The sequence below is a fragment of the Defluviitoga sp. genome (genome assembly GCF_035349255.1).
Taxonomy (GTDB): domain Bacteria; phylum Thermotogota; class Thermotogae; order Petrotogales; family Petrotogaceae; genus Defluviitoga.
Genome location: NZ_DAOPSE010000025.1, coordinates 1 through 20,120, shown reverse-complemented (window position 1 = coordinate 20,120; position 20,120 = coordinate 1). Strand labels below are relative to the sequence as shown.

The 20,120-nt window shown below is 32.0% G+C and carries 17 protein-coding genes; 4 read left to right on the top strand and 13 right to left on the bottom strand.

Going from position 1 to position 20,120, the window contains the following annotated elements; all coding sequences use genetic code 11:
- Positions 1–255 precede the first annotated feature (255 nt).
- The 12 genes from PKN74_RS06350 to PKN74_RS06295 form a co-directional block, all read right to left on the bottom strand.
- Positions 256–1,809, bottom strand: coding sequence for a hydantoinase/oxoprolinase N-terminal domain-containing protein (locus PKN74_RS06350; protein WP_472309722.1), 1,554 nt, complete (start codon positions 1,807–1,809; stop codon positions 256–258).
- Positions 1,806–2,900 (bottom strand): DUF917 domain-containing protein, encoded by a 1,095-nt coding sequence (locus PKN74_RS06345; protein WP_472309720.1) that lies wholly within the window; start codon positions 2,898–2,900, stop codon positions 1,806–1,808. Before PKN74_RS06345 ends, PKN74_RS06350 begins: the two co-directional genes overlap by 4 nt.
- Before the next feature lie 176 nt (positions 2,901–3,076).
- Entirely contained in the window at positions 3,077–4,354 is a 1,278-nt protein-coding gene (locus PKN74_RS06340) for a cytosine permease (protein ID WP_472309718.1), read from the bottom strand.
- Between the two features lie 275 nt (positions 4,355–4,629).
- The gene (locus PKN74_RS06335) at positions 4,630–5,301 is read right to left on the bottom strand and encodes an outer membrane beta-barrel protein (protein ID WP_472309716.1); all 672 of its coding nucleotides are present in this window, start codon (positions 5,299–5,301) and stop codon (positions 4,630–4,632) included.
- Positions 5,302–5,505: 204 nt separating this feature from the next.
- On the bottom strand, positions 5,506–6,657 hold the full coding sequence (gene rlmD / locus PKN74_RS06330; protein ID WP_472309714.1) for a 23S rRNA (uracil(1939)-C(5))-methyltransferase RlmD: 1,152 nt from the start codon (positions 6,655–6,657) through the stop codon (positions 5,506–5,508).
- Positions 6,658–6,925: 268 nt separating this feature from the next.
- The gene (locus tag PKN74_RS06325; RefSeq protein WP_472309712.1) at positions 6,926–9,811 is read right to left on the bottom strand and encodes a hypothetical protein; all 2,886 of its coding nucleotides are present in this window, start codon (positions 9,809–9,811) and stop codon (positions 6,926–6,928) included.
- A 10-nt stretch (positions 9,812–9,821) separates the two neighbouring features.
- The gene (locus tag PKN74_RS06320; RefSeq protein ID WP_472309710.1) at positions 9,822–11,591 is read right to left on the bottom strand and encodes a tetratricopeptide repeat protein; all 1,770 of its coding nucleotides are present in this window, start codon (positions 11,589–11,591) and stop codon (positions 9,822–9,824) included.
- 75 nt (positions 11,592–11,666) lie between these two features.
- Positions 11,667–12,059 (bottom strand): VanZ family protein, encoded by a 393-nt coding sequence (locus tag PKN74_RS06315; protein WP_472309708.1) that lies wholly within the window; start codon positions 12,057–12,059, stop codon positions 11,667–11,669.
- Positions 12,060–12,162: 103 nt separating this feature from the next.
- Positions 12,163–12,519, bottom strand: a complete 357-nt coding sequence (locus tag PKN74_RS06310; protein ID WP_472309706.1) for a hypothetical protein — start codon at positions 12,517–12,519, stop codon at positions 12,163–12,165.
- Between the two features lie 18 nt (positions 12,520–12,537).
- Entirely contained in the window at positions 12,538–13,665 is a 1,128-nt protein-coding gene (gene tgt, locus PKN74_RS06305; RefSeq protein ID WP_472309704.1) for a tRNA guanosine(34) transglycosylase Tgt, read from the bottom strand.
- Positions 13,665–14,249 (bottom strand): cyclodeaminase/cyclohydrolase family protein, encoded by a 585-nt coding sequence (locus PKN74_RS06300; protein WP_472309702.1) that lies wholly within the window; start codon positions 14,247–14,249, stop codon positions 13,665–13,667. The genes tgt and PKN74_RS06300 overlap by 1 nt, the downstream gene beginning before the upstream one ends.
- Before the next feature lie 114 nt (positions 14,250–14,363).
- Positions 14,364–15,437 (bottom strand): M24 family metallopeptidase, encoded by a 1,074-nt coding sequence (locus PKN74_RS06295; protein WP_472309700.1) that lies wholly within the window; start codon positions 15,435–15,437, stop codon positions 14,364–14,366.
- A 678-nt stretch (positions 15,438–16,115) separates the two neighbouring features.
- On the opposite strand from PKN74_RS06295, the gene mgtE reads away from it, so the two are divergent.
- Positions 16,116–17,459 carry a magnesium transporter gene (mgtE, locus tag PKN74_RS06290; protein ID WP_472309698.1) on the top strand — a complete coding sequence of 448 codons (1,344 nt, stop codon included), beginning with the start codon at positions 16,116–16,118 and terminating at the stop codon, positions 17,457–17,459.
- A gap of 81 nt (positions 17,460–17,540) precedes the next feature.
- Here mgtE and PKN74_RS06285 read toward each other — a convergent pair whose 3' ends face one another.
- Positions 17,541–18,197, bottom strand: coding sequence for a peroxiredoxin (locus PKN74_RS06285; protein WP_472309696.1), 657 nt, complete (start codon positions 18,195–18,197; stop codon positions 17,541–17,543).
- A 421-nt stretch (positions 18,198–18,618) separates the two neighbouring features.
- On the opposite strand from PKN74_RS06285, the gene PKN74_RS06280 reads away from it, so the two are divergent.
- From PKN74_RS06280 to flgK, 3 genes are all read left to right on the top strand, one after another.
- Positions 18,619–18,888, top strand: coding sequence for a flagellar biosynthesis anti-sigma factor FlgM (locus PKN74_RS06280; RefSeq protein WP_472309694.1), 270 nt, complete (start codon positions 18,619–18,621; stop codon positions 18,886–18,888).
- Between the two features lie 4 nt (positions 18,889–18,892).
- Entirely contained in the window at positions 18,893–19,387 is a 495-nt protein-coding gene (flgN, locus tag PKN74_RS06275) for a flagellar export chaperone FlgN (RefSeq protein WP_472309692.1), read from the top strand.
- A 1-nt stretch (position 19,388) separates the two neighbouring features.
- Positions 19,389–20,120: flagellar hook-associated protein FlgK (flgK, locus tag PKN74_RS06270; protein WP_472309690.1), on the top strand; the 732-nt coding region annotated here is incomplete at its 3' end.

Here is a 20,120-nt window from a genome sequence, read left to right as displayed (position 1 = left end):
GATCTAGCAAATACTTAATCTCGTCAGGTGTGAAATCTTTTAACGTAAGTAAACTCCTTCCTCTTAAATTGATAGGCATACCCTGCACTCTCCTTTTTATAACATATTTACATATAACATCACTTATAAGCTCCAACTAAGATTTGGTTGGAGTTTTACCTTGGAATTTTAACTCAAAAAATGACATTATTACTCATTTATTTTATCATATAACGATTAAAAACATGAAAAAAACGCCCTTAATTTGGGCGTTTTTTAATAAGCAATATCTCCGGCTGCTTTTATTCTTATTCTTGTTGCGTTTCCTGGTAAATATGCTAATGGGATATCTTCTTTTTCAACAATCTCTATCGTTTCTCTTTTTGCACCAGCTTTTATGCACTCTTGTATAGCTAATTCTTCTGCTTGGCGAATTGCCTCGCTTCTTGAGACATTATCAAGTGAGAATATTCTATCAATTTCAGCTCCAACTTGTGCTATTGCAACACCAATAGCGTTAGCAACTTCACAATGTTTTGGTCTTATAATTTCGCTACATCCTTTTAGAGAATTTGGGACAATTAAACTTCCTCCTCCTACTAGTATCAAAGGAACATCTCCAGCAGCAGTTTTAATCTTGTCTATGTTGATTTCAACTAATTCTTTTATTTTCAATAGTGCCTTTTCTATTAGGTTTTTATCAATATTTTTAACTTTCTCAGGATTTCCTATCTTTGCTAAACCGCTTGCGACAGCTACATCTGTGGTTGTTAAGACATTACCACCAAAGATAAGCGCCTCTTTAGCGACTTTGTAACCTACACTATCAGGTCCTAAAATAACTTTTCCATCTTTTTCTCGGACAACGGTACCTCCACCAAGACCTATTGATATAAGATCAGGCATCCTAAAGTTTGTTCTAACACCACCTATTTCAACCCCCATAGCAGAAAGTCTAGGAAATCCATTAACCAAAATACCTATATCTGATGTAGTTCCGCCAACATCAACTACAACTGCATTTTTAATTTTTGATAGATAAGCGGCTCCTCTCAAGCTGTTCGTAGGTCCGCTAGCAATAGTCATTATAGGATAACGCATTGCATAATCAACGGACATTAAAGTTCCATCATTTTGAGCTAAGTATAACGTAGCTTGAATACCTCTTCTTTTCAACGCTTCTTGAAACCCTTTCGCTAGTTTTCTAATTACTCCTCCTAAAGCAGCGTTTAAAATAGTTGCGTTTTCTCTTTCGATTAAACCTATACTTCCTATTTCACGAGATACACAAACGTCAATATTATCTCCTAATTTTTCTTTAATAATTCTTTCGAGAGTATCTTCATGACTTGTATTAACTGGTGAAAATACAGAAGATATAGCAACAGCTTCAAATTTACCTCTAATTTCATTAATAACTTGATCTATTTCATCATAGTCTAGTTCATTAATCTCTTGTCCGTCAAATTCATGACCGCCTTTAATGATAAAATACTTCTTACCAATAGCATCAATCAAGTCTTGAGGCCAGCCAACCATAGGTTTAATAGCCATTGTAGCAGGTTTTCCTATTCTAATTACTGCAACTTTTCTTAATCCTTTACGTTCGACTATAGCATTGGTACAATGAGTTGTACCTAACATAACATATCCTATATCTTTCACATTAATATTAGATTGAAAAAGCACCTTGTCTAAAGATTCATATATACCAGATATAATGTCTTCACTTGTGGGGGTCTTAGTCTTTGCAACTATTTTATTATTCTGATCTAGAATCACTGCGTCAGTATTTGTACCACCAACATCAATTCCGATTCGATATATCATCTTACCCTAACCCCCTTTACACGTTCTTCTATGGGAATATAGTCAATATCATAACCAAAATACCTAGGACCTACTAATTTCAAACCTTCTTCTGTACGCCACTTTTCGTTACAAGGTATACCAATTACTACGCCACGATAACCATATCTCAACATTTCAGTTGTAATAGGTTTACCTGTATCAGGATCTATAACCGAAATCAAATCAGGAACACTAGCCAATATTTGATCATCAACATGTGCTACAAGATTTTCATTTTGAAACTCTAATTCCATAGTCTTGCCTTTGCATTCTTCAATACCTTCAAATATGGCCTTTCCTCTTGCAAATCCACCAGTTGTCTTTCTTAAAACATCAGTAATTTTTCCCTTAAACAAAAGATGACCATTTGTTATCTCTAATATCTTGTTCAAAGGATTTACATGATTAAGTTTAGATTCTCTAATAGCCCTTCCTAAAGATTCAGCAAGAGACATAGTTCCTCTAACAGCACCAGCCTTTAATTGCTTACCAGTCATAGGATAAATAGCAAGCATAGTACTACCACCCATTTCTACTGTTAAAACCCTCGCAAGTCTTTCAGACCATTTGTTTGTAACAGTGTTTAGCAGAATGCTATTACCCTTCTCATCACACAGAGCTAAGGGAGTGGATGAAACACCATATATAGTAAATGTAACCATTTGAAGTTCAGGAAAAGCCCTACCCATTCCATCAGCATCAACTACAGGCAATCCAAGTCGTGCAGCTAAAGCTAATGGAATCATAGAATTAAGTCCACCTGCTTCTATTGAAATAGTGCCAAAAATATCTTTACCCATATGATTCTTCAAAAGCTCAAAAGCCTTGAAAGGCTCTTCACCATTAGGAATCTTCTCAACAAGAACAGTTGGGGCACCCATCATAGCAGAAGGAACAACCAACTCATCATCTGGAACTTCATCAACATCAATAAGAGAAACAGGACCATATTCTTCAATAGCTTGAAGAGCCATAAGTTTACCGATGTAAGGATCTCCACCACCACCAGTACCCAGGATGGTTGCTCCTAAAGCTATATCTTCAATAGCTTGCGCATCTAATTTTCTCATTAAACAAATCCTCCTTTAAAAGATCCTTTTAAAACTATGAATTTATTGTTTTTGTAGAGACGTGCTACATGCGCGTCTCCTGGTTCAATCGTATTTATTGTTTTTTGTAGAGACGACCTATACGGGCGTCTCATGACTCAATTGTATTTATTGTTTTTGTAGAGACGACCTCCTCCTCACTTTTCTACAATGCTCTCAATACTCTTTACCGTCTTTTTACTATAAAAAGGATAATATAACGCACAATAAAGAACCATCGATGCTATTACCCCGTTAATTGCAGAAATGCCGACATTAACAAAAATTGCAATTGCAAATCCAACTGCCCACGAAATTAAACCAATCCAGTTAACTTTTGGAATATTGTTCTGCCAAGCCTCTTTGTTTCCTTTCTTACAAATCCAATAATCTGCAATCATACACCCAGAAACAGGTGGAATCCCTGCAGTTAATATTGTAAGAAAAGATGTGAAATGATCAAGCAACCCAACCACAGCAAGAATAGTTCCAATAGCACCAGCGATTAACGTCATCAATCCTCTTTTTTCACTTTTCAAATTAAAAAGGTTGACTAATGCCAGTCCACCAGAATATGCATTAACTGTATTAGTCGTCCATGTTGCTAAAACAAGAATAATGCTACCGATAAGGCCTAAACCTAGTTGTGCAAGTGCAATTGTAATATCAAATGTTCCTGCTACAACTGTTAATAATCCTCCAATTACAACTAGAAAAACACCAGCTGGCCATATTCCAATTAGTCCAGACAAAATAGCATCTTTTCTTTTTCTAGCATAACGTGTAAGGTCTGCAGCAATTGTTCCACCTACTGCAAAGCCACCAACAGAAAGTCCGATAGCATAACTCCAAGAATAATTCTCTTTTGGTGTATATGACTTCAAACTAACAGCACCAAAGTTCTTAATAACCATTACAACGCCTACTATACATAATATAATCAATGCAGGTATTGCTATGTAATTCAAGTATTCTAGTGCTTCATAGCCATATACAGCAGTTAACAACATAATAATACCCCAAATTAAACCGCTTAACCAAACTGGAATTTCTACGCCTAACCACATATACATTATTTGAGAAAAAGCAGCTCCGCAAATTCCAGTCTGAACACCAAACCAGCCTATGCACGAGATAGCAAGAATCGCTGAAATTACGTATTTTGCGCCTTGTGAACCAAACGCAGAAGAAGCAGTTATAACTGTAGGAACACCGAAGTCTGCCCCCATCATGCCTTGAAAAATCATCAAAACCAGCACTATAGTGTAACCAATAGCCCCGGCTATTATGCCTTGTACTAAAGGCATGCCTTGAACAATAACTCCACCAACCATCAAAGCAGAAACACTAATAATAGAGCCAGCCCAAATTAGAGCAATGCTCCACCACGACTTTCGTTCTGAATCTGGGATACGATCCAGTGCATATTTTTCCAATACCCTCGCCTCCTGGAAGAAGTTTTAAGTTTTTTAAGTTAAAAAATACATAATTTGAGGAATTATATCATAAAAATATCTTTAAAACCTAATGTTATACCAAGTTAAATAGAATTTTAAATAGATTTAAAAGTCAATAAAGTTTATATAACAATGGAAATAAAAAACAAACAACCCCCAAAGAATAGTATCTTTGGGGGCAAAAAATCAATCCTACGAAACAACTAATGTATGACAAGAAGAAGAGGGGTTTATCTTGTTATACCCATTAGTTTTTAGAAATTATATATAACTCCCAAACCTAGTTTTAAGCCGTTCATAGTAAGGTAAGTATCTTCCCAAGGCGTTTCATCGACTTTTAGGCCACCTATTCTAGAAAATACGGTATATCCAACATCAGCTTTCAATTTCAAGTTATCAATTCTCATCGAAAAGATCTCAGGAATTGGTTTAATAACCTCTGCTCCAGCAGAAATAGCGAGTCCGTGACCTGTTAACTTTGACGAAGTTTCACTGGTAGGCAGTTTTAATTTCAAAGTATCTGAATAAAAATAATATCCTCCGCCTGCTTTTAAATTAACAACAGCTGGGCTACTCAATAGATTATACTTAAAATTTGCAGATGGTCCAAAGTATTGACAGACTTCTGTTAAACTTGATCCGGGACTATCTGGGCATTTTTTTGAATATTTATACACAGTGCCTCTTGAAAAATCAAAGTCAACTTCCACACCCATTTTCTGATTGAACCAATAAGTACCGTTGATGTTAATCCCGAAAAGTGTAATAGGGGAAAACTCTTTTTCCACTTCGTGGTCATATTTCTCTACCGTTTCATTACTAAAACCATTGTAAGTTATCCCACCACCTACTTCAAAATTTGCAGCAAAAATTGTGAAAGATAACACTAACAAAATACTGATAAACACAATACCCTTTTTTCCCATATATCCCACTCCTTCTCCTCTTTTATTTTCACACCATTTTCCGTATTCAAAATAACAAAAAACATCTTTCAAACAAAAGAATTTTACCATAATTTTAAACTAAAGTCAATATTTTTGATAGCGTTTAATTTATTTTTTTAAAAGTCACTTTATATTTAACTTTCCTTAAGTTCTTGAAACAAAGAGTTTATTAAATAGTAATTTCTAGTTAAGAAATGCTACAGCTTCTATGTGATCTGTATGAGGAAACATATCAACTAAATGAAAATCCGATAATGTATAAATTTCTGTTAATTCTTTCATATTTGGGATTAAAGTATTTGGGTTACAGGAAATATAAATAATTTTTTCAAACTTTTTTTCTTTAATAAATCTTATTAAATTAGGATGAAGGCCAGATCTAGGAGGGTCAACTACTATATAGTCAGGTTTTTCGAAAGACTCTCTTTTTCTGATAAAATCCTTTACGTCTTCGTTGATAAACTGGACATTTTTAATACCATTTAGCTCAGCATTTGCTCGTGCTGCTTTTACAGCTTCCTCTAAAATCTCTATCCCATAAACTAGTTTAGCCTTTTTTGAAAGTAACAAAGAAATTGTGCCTGTACCCGAATAAAAGTCATAAACTAAATCAGAATTGTCTGCATAAGATAATGCAGTCTGATATAGGACTTCTGCGCCTTTTGTGTTTGTCTGAAAAAATGAAAAAGGTCCTACTTTAAAAATGAGTCCTAATATTTTTTCAAAGAAATAAGTTCTACCGTATAGAACCTCCATTTCATCAGCTTTTACAACATTGGCTTTTGATTCTGTTTTACTTTGAATTATGGAAACTATTTTTCCTTCTAGTGGTACCTCTAAAATAAGTTCTACCCACCCCTCTACTTCTTCATCATAAGATTCTTCAAACGAGGTGACTAGATTTAAAAGGATTTCGTTAGTGTATAATCCTTTTCTTACACTCAAATTCCTCAAAAAACCTGTATGATTTTTGTAGTTCCTAAATGGGGTGTTTTTTCTTCTAAAGTATTCACATGTTTCAGAAACTATTTTATTAAAGTCTTCGCCTACTAGCTTACAATCGTTTGTGTAAAAGACGTCATATTTTTTCTTTCTAGCTCTGAGACCTAGTACTAGTGGACCATCTTTGTATTCATTCCCAAAGGAATATTCCATTTTATTTCTATAACCATATATATCTGGTGAAGGAATTACTCCATGATAGTTGTGAGGATTTATTTGATATTCTTCTAATAGTTTAAAAACGTATTGTTCCTTTATTTTTAATTGTTCTTCGTAATCGATGTTTAACTTGTTACAACCTCCGCATTTTCCATAAACTGAACATAGGGTCATAGAGATTTCTCCTTAAATTTAAGAATTTTAAAAAATTTTATTAAATTTTGGTAGCCTACCAAAAAGAGGGTAGAAAGGCTCCGCCCTAGACCCGCTTTAAATTCAAATTTTATTTTCGAACCGGGCCCCGTTGAAAATTGTAGGACGCCCAATTAGTTAGGGCGTCCTTCCTATTTATTAACCCCGAGATATTCGTTGGAAAGTAAGTTCCTCCCAAAACTTCAAATTGTTTTAGATTTATTGAAGATACTAAAGCAACTAAAATTTCCTAATTGTTTTTTTCTTCTTTAATCATCATAATATTTTGTTTCTCGTCATTGATTGTATTACCGAATATGTAAATATAATCAGAATTTTCTGGATGTATTACACTTCTTATTTCAAAATCGGTCTCAAATTCATAGTTTTTAATTTCTTTAAAGGTCCGATATCTTTGGCTGATCTCATAAATTATCCCTACTTTTTTGTTGTTTTGAAGACGGTACCCATAAGCTAAATATTTATCGTCTATCTTGGTGACACCTAATAACTTCTCCATCCCCTCAACAGTATATTCAAAAGAATCACCAAAACCATTCAACTCATCTACTTCTAAAAATCCAAATTTAAGAGGATTAGAAGTTGTCTCATATACAACGTAATATTTTGAGCTTTCTTGTACAACACCTATTGGGACATTATCATAGTTATCTCCAAATACATTAGACCATTTCATATTTCCGTAAAAGTCTACTTTCAATGCATAAACATCAAACCCACCTGCTCCAAAAGATCTTGTTGCACCAAATACCATGAAACCTTGATCCTGAGTATTTTTTATATCTACTGCTATCTCTACATCATTTCCACCAAAATTTTTAGTCCATATTCTTGTGCCGTCATTAAGATATTTTGATACAAATATATCAGTTAGTCTTTTGTTGATGAATAGGTTCCCAGCCACTGCGTAACTTTCATCATCAATTTTAAGAATCTTTACTCCACTATCTCTACCTATATCACCATAATCAAACTTATAATTAACCGTTCCATCATCACTTATAGAAGCAATATAAACATTGCCGTTTAAACCGTAGGTTAAAGTATCTCCCACAGCTATTATATTTTTATTGGTCTTAGACTCGGTTTCCTCAGTTGTTACAATAGCATCTCTGAAGAAATCTGTTTTATCTCCATGTAAAGCAGTTTCCCAAACTATTTCTCCATATGTATCTATTTTCCAAACCTTTGCATCCCAAACTTCTTTATCCTCATAACCATAGAGATAAAAGTTATCATCTTCAAAAATGCTTCCATAAATATATTCATTGTAAGGCTTTTCAAATATTTTTATAATTTCTGTTTCTTCTTTCTTAATTTCTTTAGGTTCTTCTTTAATCTTTTCAGGAACAATTAATGCTTGAATGAGTTCTTTTAAGCCTTTATCAGTTGTTTTAGGAATTTCTTCTTTGGGTTTATCAACAGATGGAGTTGGTTCCTCAATAGTAACTGATGGTGCGGGTGGTGGAGTTGTTTCTTCCATTTCACTAGGCTCCGTTATTTCTATTTCCTCTTCTATTTCAGTTTCAGCAGGTGTTGGTTTTATGATCTCTTCTATCTGTTCTTCCTCTTCTTCAATTAATTCTTCAATGCTTATAATTTCAGTTTCAGGTATAGGTGGTTGCTTAATTTCCTCCAAAAGTTGAGAGAGGTCAATACCTTTGGTCGGTGAAGACGGTTCAATTGTCTCTTCTAACTTAGGTATCTCAATAGGCATCTCAGCTTTTTCTTCTTCCTCTTTTTCTTTGTCAATTTCTTCAGAAACTTCTTTTAATATTTTAAATTCTTCTCTTGCATATCTATTAAAATAATATTCTTCATCAAAATCATCATAAAAGACTAAAAATCTTGTCAAGAAATCTTTTAAGCCGATTATTAAACCACCGTCATAAAGCACTGGTGGTGAAATAATTTCAAATTTGTTTATAGTTGAATAACTCCATTTTAATTTGTTATCATCAAAAGTGTATGATTTGATACTGTCTCCCACCATTATAAACTCTTTTTTATTGGAGGGTAAGAAATAATTAAAACTCTCTGTGTAATTATGTGTTTTAAGTAAATTCAAATCGAAATCATAGAAATTTAGGTTTTTGTTGCCGGATAGTAAAGCAAGTTTGTCATAATAAGAAAAAAGTTTTCTTTCATAATTTTTTGTCTCAATTTGGAAGTTTGTTTCTGAGATATTTTGTAGTTCGTTGTTTAATAAAACTATTCCTTTATTTGTTAGAACAGCCAACCTTCTTTCTTCGTTTAGAAATATGTAATCAAAATCATAGGTTGAATCTTGGAATGTATAAATTTTTATTGTTTCAAGGTTATTATTAATTTTATGTAACTGCTTCTGGGTTAAGACATAAAGAAATTCATCAATTACTATAGCTTTTTTGATATCGTCTATTTCTAATTCATTTTGTATGACAATAGATTCATTAAAATCAAATATGTAAATTTTGTTGTTACTATAAAAAACGTTGTTTGCGGCTATTCCTTTTATCTTATCGTTAATTTGATAAAGCGGATTATTTAATTCATCGTCATAAATATATGTGCCACTTTCATTCATAACTAATAAGAAACTTCCGGCTGAAAGAACTTCTTTTATCTCTTTAGCACCATTAATTATTTTAATTTGATCTTTGGAATTAGTTATCAATATTATCCTATCTTTTGTGACACCAACTAATTTTTTACCGAGTGGTAGAATTTTTAGGTAGTCCTCAAAAAAGATGATATACGCATCCCCTGGCCTTAGTTTTCTTGTGGTGAATTTTGCTATTTCACTTTCGTAAACATTACCTTCTTTGTCAACACCTTCAACTTTCCAATAATACGTAGTTTCGGGTTTAAGAACATCGCCCGTATAGAAGTTCGAAAATATATTAGTTAACTTTAAATCGCTCTCGTCGACAATCTCATCTTCAGAGATAAAAATACTGTAACTCATTTCTATGTCCTTAATTTCTTCTGAATTTTGCCACCTAAAAGATATCCTTATATCAACATCCGTGGCACTATCAGGTGGTGATATAAGTAAAATAGCTGAACCAACTAAAATTGAAGGTAACAAAAAGAAAAAAGAAAAAAGTAAGGCTCTTCCTGCCTTCTTCAACACATTGAGCACCTCACAATCTGTTAAGAGCATTAATAAAAACCAATAACTTTCTTATATCTTCATCTTTAAATATTTCTGAAACTAGCTCATCTTTGCTAACTTCAATTCTTACAGCAGATAAAAACACCTTTAAAGCATCGATAAAATCTTTCATCTCAAATTCAACTAGAGAATCAAAATCCATTAAATAGTCGTCATATTTTGCAAATATCCTAGCAAAGTGAAAGGACATATCCTTTATTTCTTCTATGTTTTCTTCTATAAAAACTTCTACTGGTGCATTGTCACCAAACACTCTATCTTGATAAAACCTTAAAAGTAACCTACCAAAAGCAAGTCCATTGCCATCTTTCCAAAGATATCTGGACAAAGCTACAGCAACTCTTTCTGAAAGGCCGTAATTAAAACCTGACAGCAACAAACCATTAATCACTATTTCTAAACCTTTTGGAGATTCTTTAGGTGCATTAGATAAGTCTTTTAGCCATTTTAAATACTCGGATTTTATTCCTCTAGCTTCTAAATTATCTGATAATAAAAATGGATCTATCATGCCGTATTCGTTGATACTGTCTATTATTGAATCTGCAATATTCTGATCCATGATTGCTTCTAACTTATCAAGGTAATAATCTAAATTATCTAATCTCTCAAACAGCATGCCAAATCCTAAGATTTCATCGTTTTGCAATAGTTCTTTTACTTCATCTATTTTACCTTGGGATAAATCAAAAAGTATTTTTAAATGTAAAGCCGCTTGATAAAATTCAGTACCTTTTAAAGAGTTAAAATATTTATTAAATCTTTCTTCATCCTCAACAATTAAAGCAAGTTTTAAAAGTGTTATTCTTATAAGATTTATATTTTCTTTTTGTGCAATTTCTAGAGCTCTTTCTTCGACTTCTATAGCTTCTAGATATCTTCCAATATTTTTATATTCTAAACATAGCTCATGCAGTACATAATCAGCTTCTTGTATTTTTAACGCCTTTTCTAAGGATTCGATTGCTTCATGATGTCTTGCAAGTCTTGCCAATGAATGAGCGTTATTGTAATATATTTGAAAGTTATTATCATCTATTTCTAAAGCTTTTTGATGGATATAATTAGCGTCTTTGTACCTTTGTAAAATGTTAAAAACAACCCCAAGCCTTTCATAAGCAGGAATAAAATTCTTATCTATTTCCAAACATTTTTGTAAGAAGGTTATAGCTTCTTCACATCTTCCGTTTTCAATAAGAACATCAGCTATTTTTAAATACCCCAACGTGAATTTTTTTTCGATTTCTACGGATTTTGAATAATATTCAATAGCTTCGTCATAAATTTTTCTTTCAAACATTAAATTTCCTAATTCAAAATAACCATAGGCAAAATTAGGTTTTTCTTTTAAACACTGTTTTAAATTCAATTCTGCCATTTCATAATTTCCCAGTTTTTTAAAATATAAAGCGGTATAAAAGTATTGTCTGTAGTCTGGATATACATTTTTTGATTTATCTAAATATGTTTTAGCCATTTCAAAATTTTCGTCGTGCAAATACTTCTTAAATGCCTCATAATAGTAATAAACAAGGTAAGATATATAATATTTATTGTTTTTGTTTACTTCTACTTCTGCTTCTAAACCTCTTATAATTTGATCTAAAGTAATTTTGTTTGTAACCCTTGCTTCTTGAAAATCCTCTACTAATAACGGCAATTTTACTGGTAAATTATTTAATTTTGCATAGTCTGGATCTAAATTTAAGTAAACAATCGCGTATTTTATGTTACTCAAAAGTGACACCTCTTTCATAGAACTTATTTTTATATTTCCTCATCTCCCCTTTCTAACAATAAGAGATTAGAACTGTTATTCTTGACTAAATGCTTTATGTTTTAAGAAAAAGAATAAAAAACCAACTACTGCACCAATATAATTAGCTAACATATCAAATTTACTATAAGTACGATAATAAGTAAAACTTTGCAGCCATTCTGTTATAAAAGGAAGCAAAGCAAAAGAAATTAAGAGAATTATAAAATATGCCTTCTTCGTTTTCTTGTAAAATGCTGTAAAAAAAAGATCAGCACCTAAAAAGTACGATATAAAGTGGACTATTTTATCTTCTCCTTTGAATGTACTATAGTTTATTAAGGGCTTTGATAAAGATAAGTATAAAATTAACGCAATATATGCAATAAAAACTACTTTCCAAAATATGTTCTCGATCTTTTTAATTTTAGCTGTATGATTTTTATCCATATTTGTTATGGTGTCTAAATCCTCTAACGATACTTACACCTGACCGCCCTTTCCGAATTCGGTTTTATGGTTTTTAATAGAGGGGATTTTCCCCTCTATTATACTATCCCAACCTAAATGTTTCTGTTCTATCGTGATCATCCATAATCCGTTTATACCTGTTGTAGGCACTTTTAGCCATTTTTGCTATGATACTTGGTAAATCGCTATTTTGCCAATCTTCCCCCAAGAAATCTAACAATTCTTGTTTTAATCTATAATAAGGTTCTTGATCAGGTACAAATTCTACATATTGCGCAAAAACTTTTGCATCAACTTTGTCTTCTCCATAAATCATCTCTAAAAGTTTACTTACATTACGAGAAAATACTTCTGGAATTTCTCCCAATTTTTTGGTAAGATCCAATTGATTTTGGTAAACAGATTTTAGTTCGTTAAAGTACTTTATATAAGACTTCATGGTAATCCCTCCTCTGACCTAATTAGTTAGGGAGTAACCTGAACTTCGGAAAAATTCTTCTTTGAAGAATCGAAAGTCGTCTGTTTCAATGGCATCTCTCATTTTTTCCACCAATGAAATGTTGAATCTAAGATTATGAATACTCAATAAAATTTTACCAAGCATTTCATCTCTTTTAAATAGGTGATGGATGTACCCTCTAGAATGATTTTTACAAGTATAACAATCACAATCGTTATCTATTGGTTTGTCATCGTATTTTACCTTAGAAGATTTTAAGTTTAATTTTCCGTTCATTGTTAAAGCAGTTCCATGCCTCCCCATTCTGGTAGGTAAAACACAATCAAACATATCCATTCCATTTTCTACAGATATAAACATCATCGTGGGAGAACCTACTCCCATAATGTATCTCGGCTTATTTTCAGGGAATTTATTTCCAAAAGCCTTTAAAACCTTTTCAGAATCCTGATACTTTTCTCCTACTGAAAGGCCTCCCATTGCATATCCGTCAAAATCTAAGGAAGTAATTTGTTCCAAACTAATTTCTCTTAAATCTTTATATAGTCCACCCTGAACGATTCCGAACAAAGCTTGTTCTTTGTTGTTATGATACTCCTTTGACCTTAAAGCCCAATTAAAAGTTTTTTGAACACTTTCTTTTACTGTTTCATAAGGAGATAGTGAATTGACACAAACGTCTAAAACCATTGCTATGTCTGAACCTATTACATTTTGAATATCTAAAGACTTTTCAGGAGTCAGTTCTATTTCTAATCCATCTAAAGGAGACTTAAAGATGATTCCTGCCTCGCTAAATTTTTTGTTTGGAAGAGAAAAAACCTGAAACCCTCCACTATCGGTTAAAATAGGTTTTGACCAATTCATAAAATTATGAAGCCCTTTATAATAATTTAAAACTTCTAAGCCAGGCCTCAAATATAAATGAAAAGCGTTAGATAGTATAATTTCAGTTCCAATCTCATTAAGCTGCTGATTTGTAATTCCTTTTACGGTTGCATTGGTACCTACCGGCATAAAAACGGGCGTTTCAATAACTCCATGTTTAGTATTTATCCTCCCTCTTCTTGCCCCTGTATATTTATCTACATGTAAGAGTTCAAATTTTATAGGTGATTCTGACATTAAATATGTACTTCCTCCTTTAACTTTTTGATCAATGCATTAGCTTCATTACTAAATTCTATTGTATCTTGAAGAAGATTAGCTTTTTCTTCACCATTTTCTATCTGCTCTAAATTTGCATGTACTAAGGTTATTGCTGAATTCAAGGCCGCCCAAGCTAAGTAACAGGTTATCTTTGTTTCCGGTCTTAAAGCAGGATCACCAAATTTATGCAATGTGAAGCAATTTTTCAATATGTTGTAATTTAGTTTTGCTATGTTGAAAGAAACAATAGCAGCCCTTTTTATTTCCTGTATCTTTTTTTCTCCTTCTTCTTCATCCGAATGAAATTTTGCAATATAATGAAAAGATTTATCAGAATAATCCAACAATTTTTCTTTTATTTCTAAAAGATTTTCAAGCACGCTTTCTAAAGTAACTTCGTAATTTTCGCTTACACCTGAAGTAACAGTATAGTTGGCGATTTTACTTCCCAGTGAAGCTGCTAACGCTCCAACTAAAGCAGCAACCGTCCCTCCGTCTACAGACATATTTGAAGAGGAAATTTCTTTTAGAATATCTTCAAAAACCATTTCTCTGTACATGCTGCTTCCTCCTTTATTTTTTTGGTAGTTTCACTATTATTATAACATACCATAATTGTAATCTAGTTTAGAAAATAGGCTGTATTTCAATATTTAATACTATCGTATAATATATTAAACTATTGTGAAATCCTTTGGATAATGATTCAAAATTTTACAACCCTTTTTTGTTACTAAAACTAAATCTTCTATACGTACGCCCCCTATGTTAGGAAGATAAATTCCCGGTTCTACAGAAAAGATCATTCCCGGTTCCAAAACAACATCACTGTTGGAAGATATATAAGGCATTTCATGAATTTCAATTCCTACACCATGACCTGTTCGATGGATAAAATAATCTCCATATCCGTGTTTAGTAATAACTTCACGAGCAACTTTATCTACCTCACAAGCTTTTACACCCGGTTTAACGCTATCTATAGCTTTTAAATTAGCTTCTAAAACAATCTCGTAAATTTTTTTGAATGTATTGATGGGATTTCCAAAGAATACAGTTCTTGTCATATCAGAACAATAATGATTTTTTATACATCCAATATCTAGCACTACTGCATCTCCGTCTTTAATGTTAGTAGAATCCGGTACATGATGAGGATTTGATGAATTAGCACCATAAGCTACAATTGGTTCAAAAGATACGTTATCAGCACCTTCTCTTTCGAAGATATTTTTAATAGCTTTGGCTAATAATCGTTCTGAAAGCATCTCAGGAATCACGTTTATAACTTTTCCCATTGTCTTATCATTAATTTCGGATGAAAATTTCATATAATTTATTTCTTCATCATCTTTTATCATTCTTAATTTAGCAATAAGTGGGGAAATATTTTTGAATGAAAATGAGTGACGCAAGTTCAGAAGCTCTAGCAAAAATCCTGCTTGCATTTTTTCATCAATTCCTATGGTTTTTCCATCAATTAATACATTTGCCAAAATATTTATTGGATTGTCAGAATCAGAGTAAGTTAACATTAAGTTTTTATCTACACTTGTTACTTTGAACATCTCATTTATTATTAATTTAATTTCTCCAGAAAGATTAATGTATAAGGCTAAAAGCCTTTCTCCAGGTTCGATCCACTCATTCAAAAAATAAAAGACGGAGGGAGTCGAAGTTATTATTGATTGGTAAATATTATTTTCTTCCATTAAATTAATGAAGTTGTTTAAGCGCTCTTTTTTCATGTTGTCCTCCTTATTTTTAAAGGTTTGTTGTAATATCTTGAATGAAGTTCCTGTTCAAAACCGCCAGACACGCAAGTTGCAAATCTCTACGACTGAAATTTTGGTGTTGATTACTTTTTATATTTACAATATCATTAGATAGAATATTATATCAAATACATCTATCTAATATTTAGGATTTATATGAAATATAAAATTATGGTACTCGTTATTAGAAAAAAGTTAAATGATATTTACTTTTACACTTTCAAAGTAACTTTTTTTGTAAAATTACTTTTTTAGTTGAAAATCTTTAAATTTTATAGTATAATCCAGATGGTTTTTATGTGGCTAATAGAGCTGAGATTCATTACATAAATTTTTGCTTTCCAACTTTCGCAGTTATAACCACATCATTTTTAAAGTATCTTTCTTCTGTTTTTTTAGGCTTCTTAGTTTTTTGCTCATATTTTTTATTTATTTATTAACTTCTCCCTTAGAAAAGCAGAAAAGCATTTGGTTTATTAAGATTTATAAATTTTTAAGTTAGTTTAAAGTTAATCAAAGAAAAAATATTAATTTTTTTCGTTTTGTTAGAATTTTAATAAGTAGTTGATATGACTATATTCATTGTAGTGAGATTTATGAAGTTTTTAGTTGAACTCTTATTTGATAAAACTTGTATTGGGGGTAATAAAAATGGTCGTTGAAGAATTTGAAAAACTCCTGGAAGACAAAAAATACTTAGAATTTAGGCGAAAAATACAAGATTTGCCACCTCAAGACATTGCTGAAATATTAGGGGAACTTGATTCCACTCAGGCCATCATTGCCTTTAGACTTCTTCCTAAAGAAAAAGCAGCAGATGTTTTTTCTTATCTCTCTTCTGATTTACAAGCTAAAATATCACTAGCAATTGATGATAAAAAGCTTATGGAGATTATAAATAATTTATTCTTTGATGACAAAATTGACTTTTTGGAAGAGATGCCCGCTAATGTGGTGAGCAGAATTTTAAAGAATTCAACCGAGTCAGAACGCAAATTAATTAATCAATTTCTTAAGTATCCTCCTAACTCTGCCGGAAGCCTAATGACTATAGAATTTATTGATCTCAAAAAAGAAAGGACAGTTCAGGAAGCTTTGGACAAAATAAGAAGAGAAGGTCAAGATGTTGAAATGGTCTATAATTGTTATGTTACAGATGCAAAAAGGAAATTAGAAGGGATTGTTTCATTAAAAGAATTAGTTTTGGCTCCCCCTGAAGCAAAAGTAGAAGATATCATGCGTAAAGATATAATTTATGTTTACACACATGACGATCAAGAAACTGTCGCTCAAATATTTAAAAAATATGACTTGATAGCTGTCCCCGTAGTTGATAGTGAAAAACGATTGGTTGGAATAATAACTGTTGATGATATTTTGGATGCCATCGAAGAAGAAACTACAGAAGACTTCCATCACATTGGAGGAATGTCACCAAGTGATAAACCATATATGGTCACTAGTGCCTTTACATTAGCAAAAAAAAGATTTTGGTGGCTTTTAATATTAATGATCTCTGGAACCATAAGTGCATATATAATAAGTACATATGAGGAAATTCTCCAACAAGTTGTAGGGCTGGTTGCTTTTATTCCAATTATAATGGATACTGCTGGAAATGCAGGCTCTCAATCCTCTACGATGATAATTAGAAGTCTAACTTTAGGTGAGATTAAATATAAAGATATATTTAAGGTAATATGGAAAGAAATTCAGATAAGTGCAATTATTGTTGCAGGATTAGCAACAGTCAACTTTTTAAAAATATATTTTTTAGAAGGTTATTCAGCAGAAATAGCTTTTACTGTTTCTGTAGCTTTGATGACTGCAGTTTGTGTTGCAAATGTTATAGGTGGCGCTTTGCCTATTATAGCCCAACTTCTTCATATTGACCCAACAGTAATGGCTGGTCCATTAATTACAACCATTGCTGATGCAGTTTCATTAACAATATATTTCGCTTTAGCCACCCATTTATTGCACATTCCAACGTAGTTAACAATGAACTAGTTTAAACATAGAGGCCGCATGTAAAATACACGGCCTCTATGTTGTATATTATTATAGTTCTATAATTTATTCTTTGATTTTTACTTCTTTAACTTTAAACCACCAATCAAAACCTTCTTGATCAGAGGCTTTGCGTTCCATAGCTTCTTTATATGTTGAAGCGGGAGGAATTATTACCTTATCACCTAATATAGAGTTTTCTGGCCAGTTTCCTGGAACGGCTACATGGTATTTGTCTGCAACTTGAAGTGCCTTTACTGCTCTTAGAATTTCATTGATATTTCTTCCTACCTCCGATGGATAATATAAAATTAACCTAATTATTCCTTCGGGATCTACTACAAAAATGGCCCTCACGGTATTAGAACCTTTTTCAGGATCTACCATACCTAATCTTGAAGCTACCCTTCCCATTGAATCTGCAATTACAGGAAATTTAATTTCAACTCCGATATTTTCTTCGATCCATTCCAACCATTTAATATGAGCGTGAACTTGGTCAATAGAAAGTCCTAGTAACTCTGTATTTATTTTCTTAAATTCGTCATATTTCTTTGCGAATTCTACGAATTCTGAAGTACATACTGGAGTAAAATCTCCCGGATGACTAAATAACACCAACCACTTTCCTCTGTAATCTTTTGGAAGTTCCTTCTTCCCATCTGTAGTAACAACTGTCATTTCTGGGAACTTCTCACCAATTAAGGGTATTCTTCCTTCCACTGAAGCCACCTCCTTATAATTTTAGGCTGATCTAAAAAAATTATAAGAAAAAATTCAAAGGTTGTCAAGTAAATTTTTATCTTACTTTTTTAATAGATTATTACAATAATTTTGAGCATTAAGTTTTTAGCATTTATTTTTTTAGTTCTGCTAATGTTATAATAAAATGAGACGATAAATAACATGGAAAAACATAAAAGTTAGTATCTAAGAAACTAGAAACAGTGATTATTAGTAAAAAGAATTTTGTATTTATTATGTTGAGGTCATTCAAACACCAATTTCAGTCAAACGAGTCCCTATTATTGTAAATTATAGGGAGTATCTAATTTTCTTGAAAAACTAAATCTAGAATATTTATTAAATATATTTTTAAAATTAATAATGTATATTAGTCAAAAATCGAAAGGAGGAATTAGAAATGGATATAAATAACATCAATCCTATAAATCAAAATTTATTAAAAAGCATAAAAGAAGCGAATGCCAAAAAAACTACTGAAAACAAAGACTTGCAAGTTCAAAATAAAGAAAGTGTTTATGGGATAACAGGAGAATCAAGGAAGTATATAGAATTATCAAATAAGATACCAGAAATTCGTTATGATCTTGTAGAAAAATTAAAAGAGGAAATAAAAAATGGTACCTACCAGATCAACGTGGATAGAATCGTGAACAAAATGCTTGAGTAGGAAGGTGATCACTATTTCCGATATTTCTGTATTAGAACAGACTTTAGAAAAGGAAAATCAATGTATAGTTTCTTTGGAATCATATTTTCAAGATTTAAAAGAAATTATAGTAAATAAGGGGTCTATTGAATCTATAAATCCAATTTTGTTGAAGATAGAAAAAAAGGCTAATGAATTTCAACAAGTAGAAAATCTTAGGGATAATTTAACCAGAGAGATATGTATAAAGAACCGAATAGAAAATAATTTAGAATCGGTTATAAATTTTTTTGCGAAGGATCAAGAGAATATAGCTCTTTTGTTGTCTCAAATGGTAAGAAATTTAAAAGATCTTGTTTATGAGGTTAACCTTTTAAGTGAATTAATTTCATTTCAATCCACATTGAATGACTTTATATATAAAATTTTAAGTGGTAACTCAGTCACACAGCAAAAAACTTACGATAAAACTGGAAAAGATTTAGATCTTAACCTTCCTTCAAAAGAGTGGAGAGGCTAGAATGTGTGCGATGACTTTAAATGGAATGTTGAATACCGGTTTATTAGGATTATACACAAACAAAACTGCTATGAGCGTTGTTGCTCATAACCTTTCTAATGCCAATACCCCTGGATATTCTAGACAAACGCCTATAATTGTTACCAACCCTCCTATATATATGACGGGTTTGGGAAGCTCCGGTAGATCTATCGCATTTGGAACAGGTTCAACAGTCTCTGATATTAGAAGAATAAGGGACGAATTTTTAGATCTTCAATACAGAGAAACTACGTCCAGACTCAATTATTGGGATAATATCTATTCAAACATACATTATGTTGAGCAACTTCTGGGTGAACCGGGAGAAACAGGAATTAGAAATATGTACGACTCTTTTTGGGCTGCTATTGAAGAATTAAAAACAGATCCCTCAAACGAAGCTGCAAAAGCACAAATTGTATCAAGGGCAGAAGAACTAATTAACACAATGAAAGATTTTGATTATCGCTTAAAAGAGTTACAAAGTGATATAAATTCCGATATTAAACTCAAAACCACCCAGATAAATAGTTATCTAGTTCGAATTTCTGATTTAAATAGAAAATTATTAACTGCCGGTGCTTTAGGCACTTCTCCAAATGATCTGTTAGATGAGAGAGATGTACTTTTAGATGAGTTGTCTAAGTTATCAAACATTAAAGTAAATTCTTTAGCCAACAATCAAATATCTATAAGTATAGGAAATCAAATG

What these genes read in the sequence shown, in the direction of transcription:
- PKN74_RS06350 (WP_472309722.1), bottom strand. Translation starts at nt 1,809, where the DNA reads ATGATATATCGAATCGGAATTGATGTTGGTGGTACAAATACTGACGCA.
- PKN74_RS06315 (WP_472309708.1), bottom strand. Translation starts at nt 12,059, where the DNA reads ATGGATAAAAATCATACAGCTAAAATTAAAAAGATCGAGAACATATTT.
- mgtE (WP_472309698.1), top strand. Translation starts at nt 16,116, where the DNA reads ATGGTCGTTGAAGAATTTGAAAAACTCCTGGAAGACAAAAAATACTTA.
- PKN74_RS06335 (WP_472309716.1), bottom strand. Translation starts at nt 5,301, where the DNA reads ATGGGAAAAAAGGGTATTGTGTTTATCAGTATTTTGTTAGTGTTATCT.
- rlmD (WP_472309714.1), bottom strand. Translation starts at nt 6,657, where the DNA reads ATGACCCTATGTTCAGTTTATGGAAAATGCGGAGGTTGTAACAAGTTA.
- PKN74_RS06345 (WP_472309720.1), bottom strand. Translation starts at nt 2,900, where the DNA reads ATGAGAAAATTAGATGCGCAAGCTATTGAAGATATAGCTTTAGGAGCA.
- PKN74_RS06280 (WP_472309694.1), top strand. Translation starts at nt 18,619, where the DNA reads ATGGATATAAATAACATCAATCCTATAAATCAAAATTTATTAAAAAGC.
- PKN74_RS06295 (WP_472309700.1), bottom strand. Translation starts at nt 15,437, where the DNA reads ATGAAAAAAGAGCGCTTAAACAACTTCATTAATTTAATGGAAGAAAAT.
- tgt (WP_472309704.1), bottom strand. Translation starts at nt 13,665, where the DNA reads ATGTCAGAATCACCTATAAAATTTGAACTCTTACATGTAGATAAATAT.
- PKN74_RS06310 (WP_472309706.1), bottom strand. Translation starts at nt 12,519, where the DNA reads ATGAAGTCTTATATAAAGTACTTTAACGAACTAAAATCTGTTTACCAA.
- PKN74_RS06300 (WP_472309702.1), bottom strand. Translation starts at nt 14,249, where the DNA reads ATGTACAGAGAAATGGTTTTTGAAGATATTCTAAAAGAAATTTCCTCT.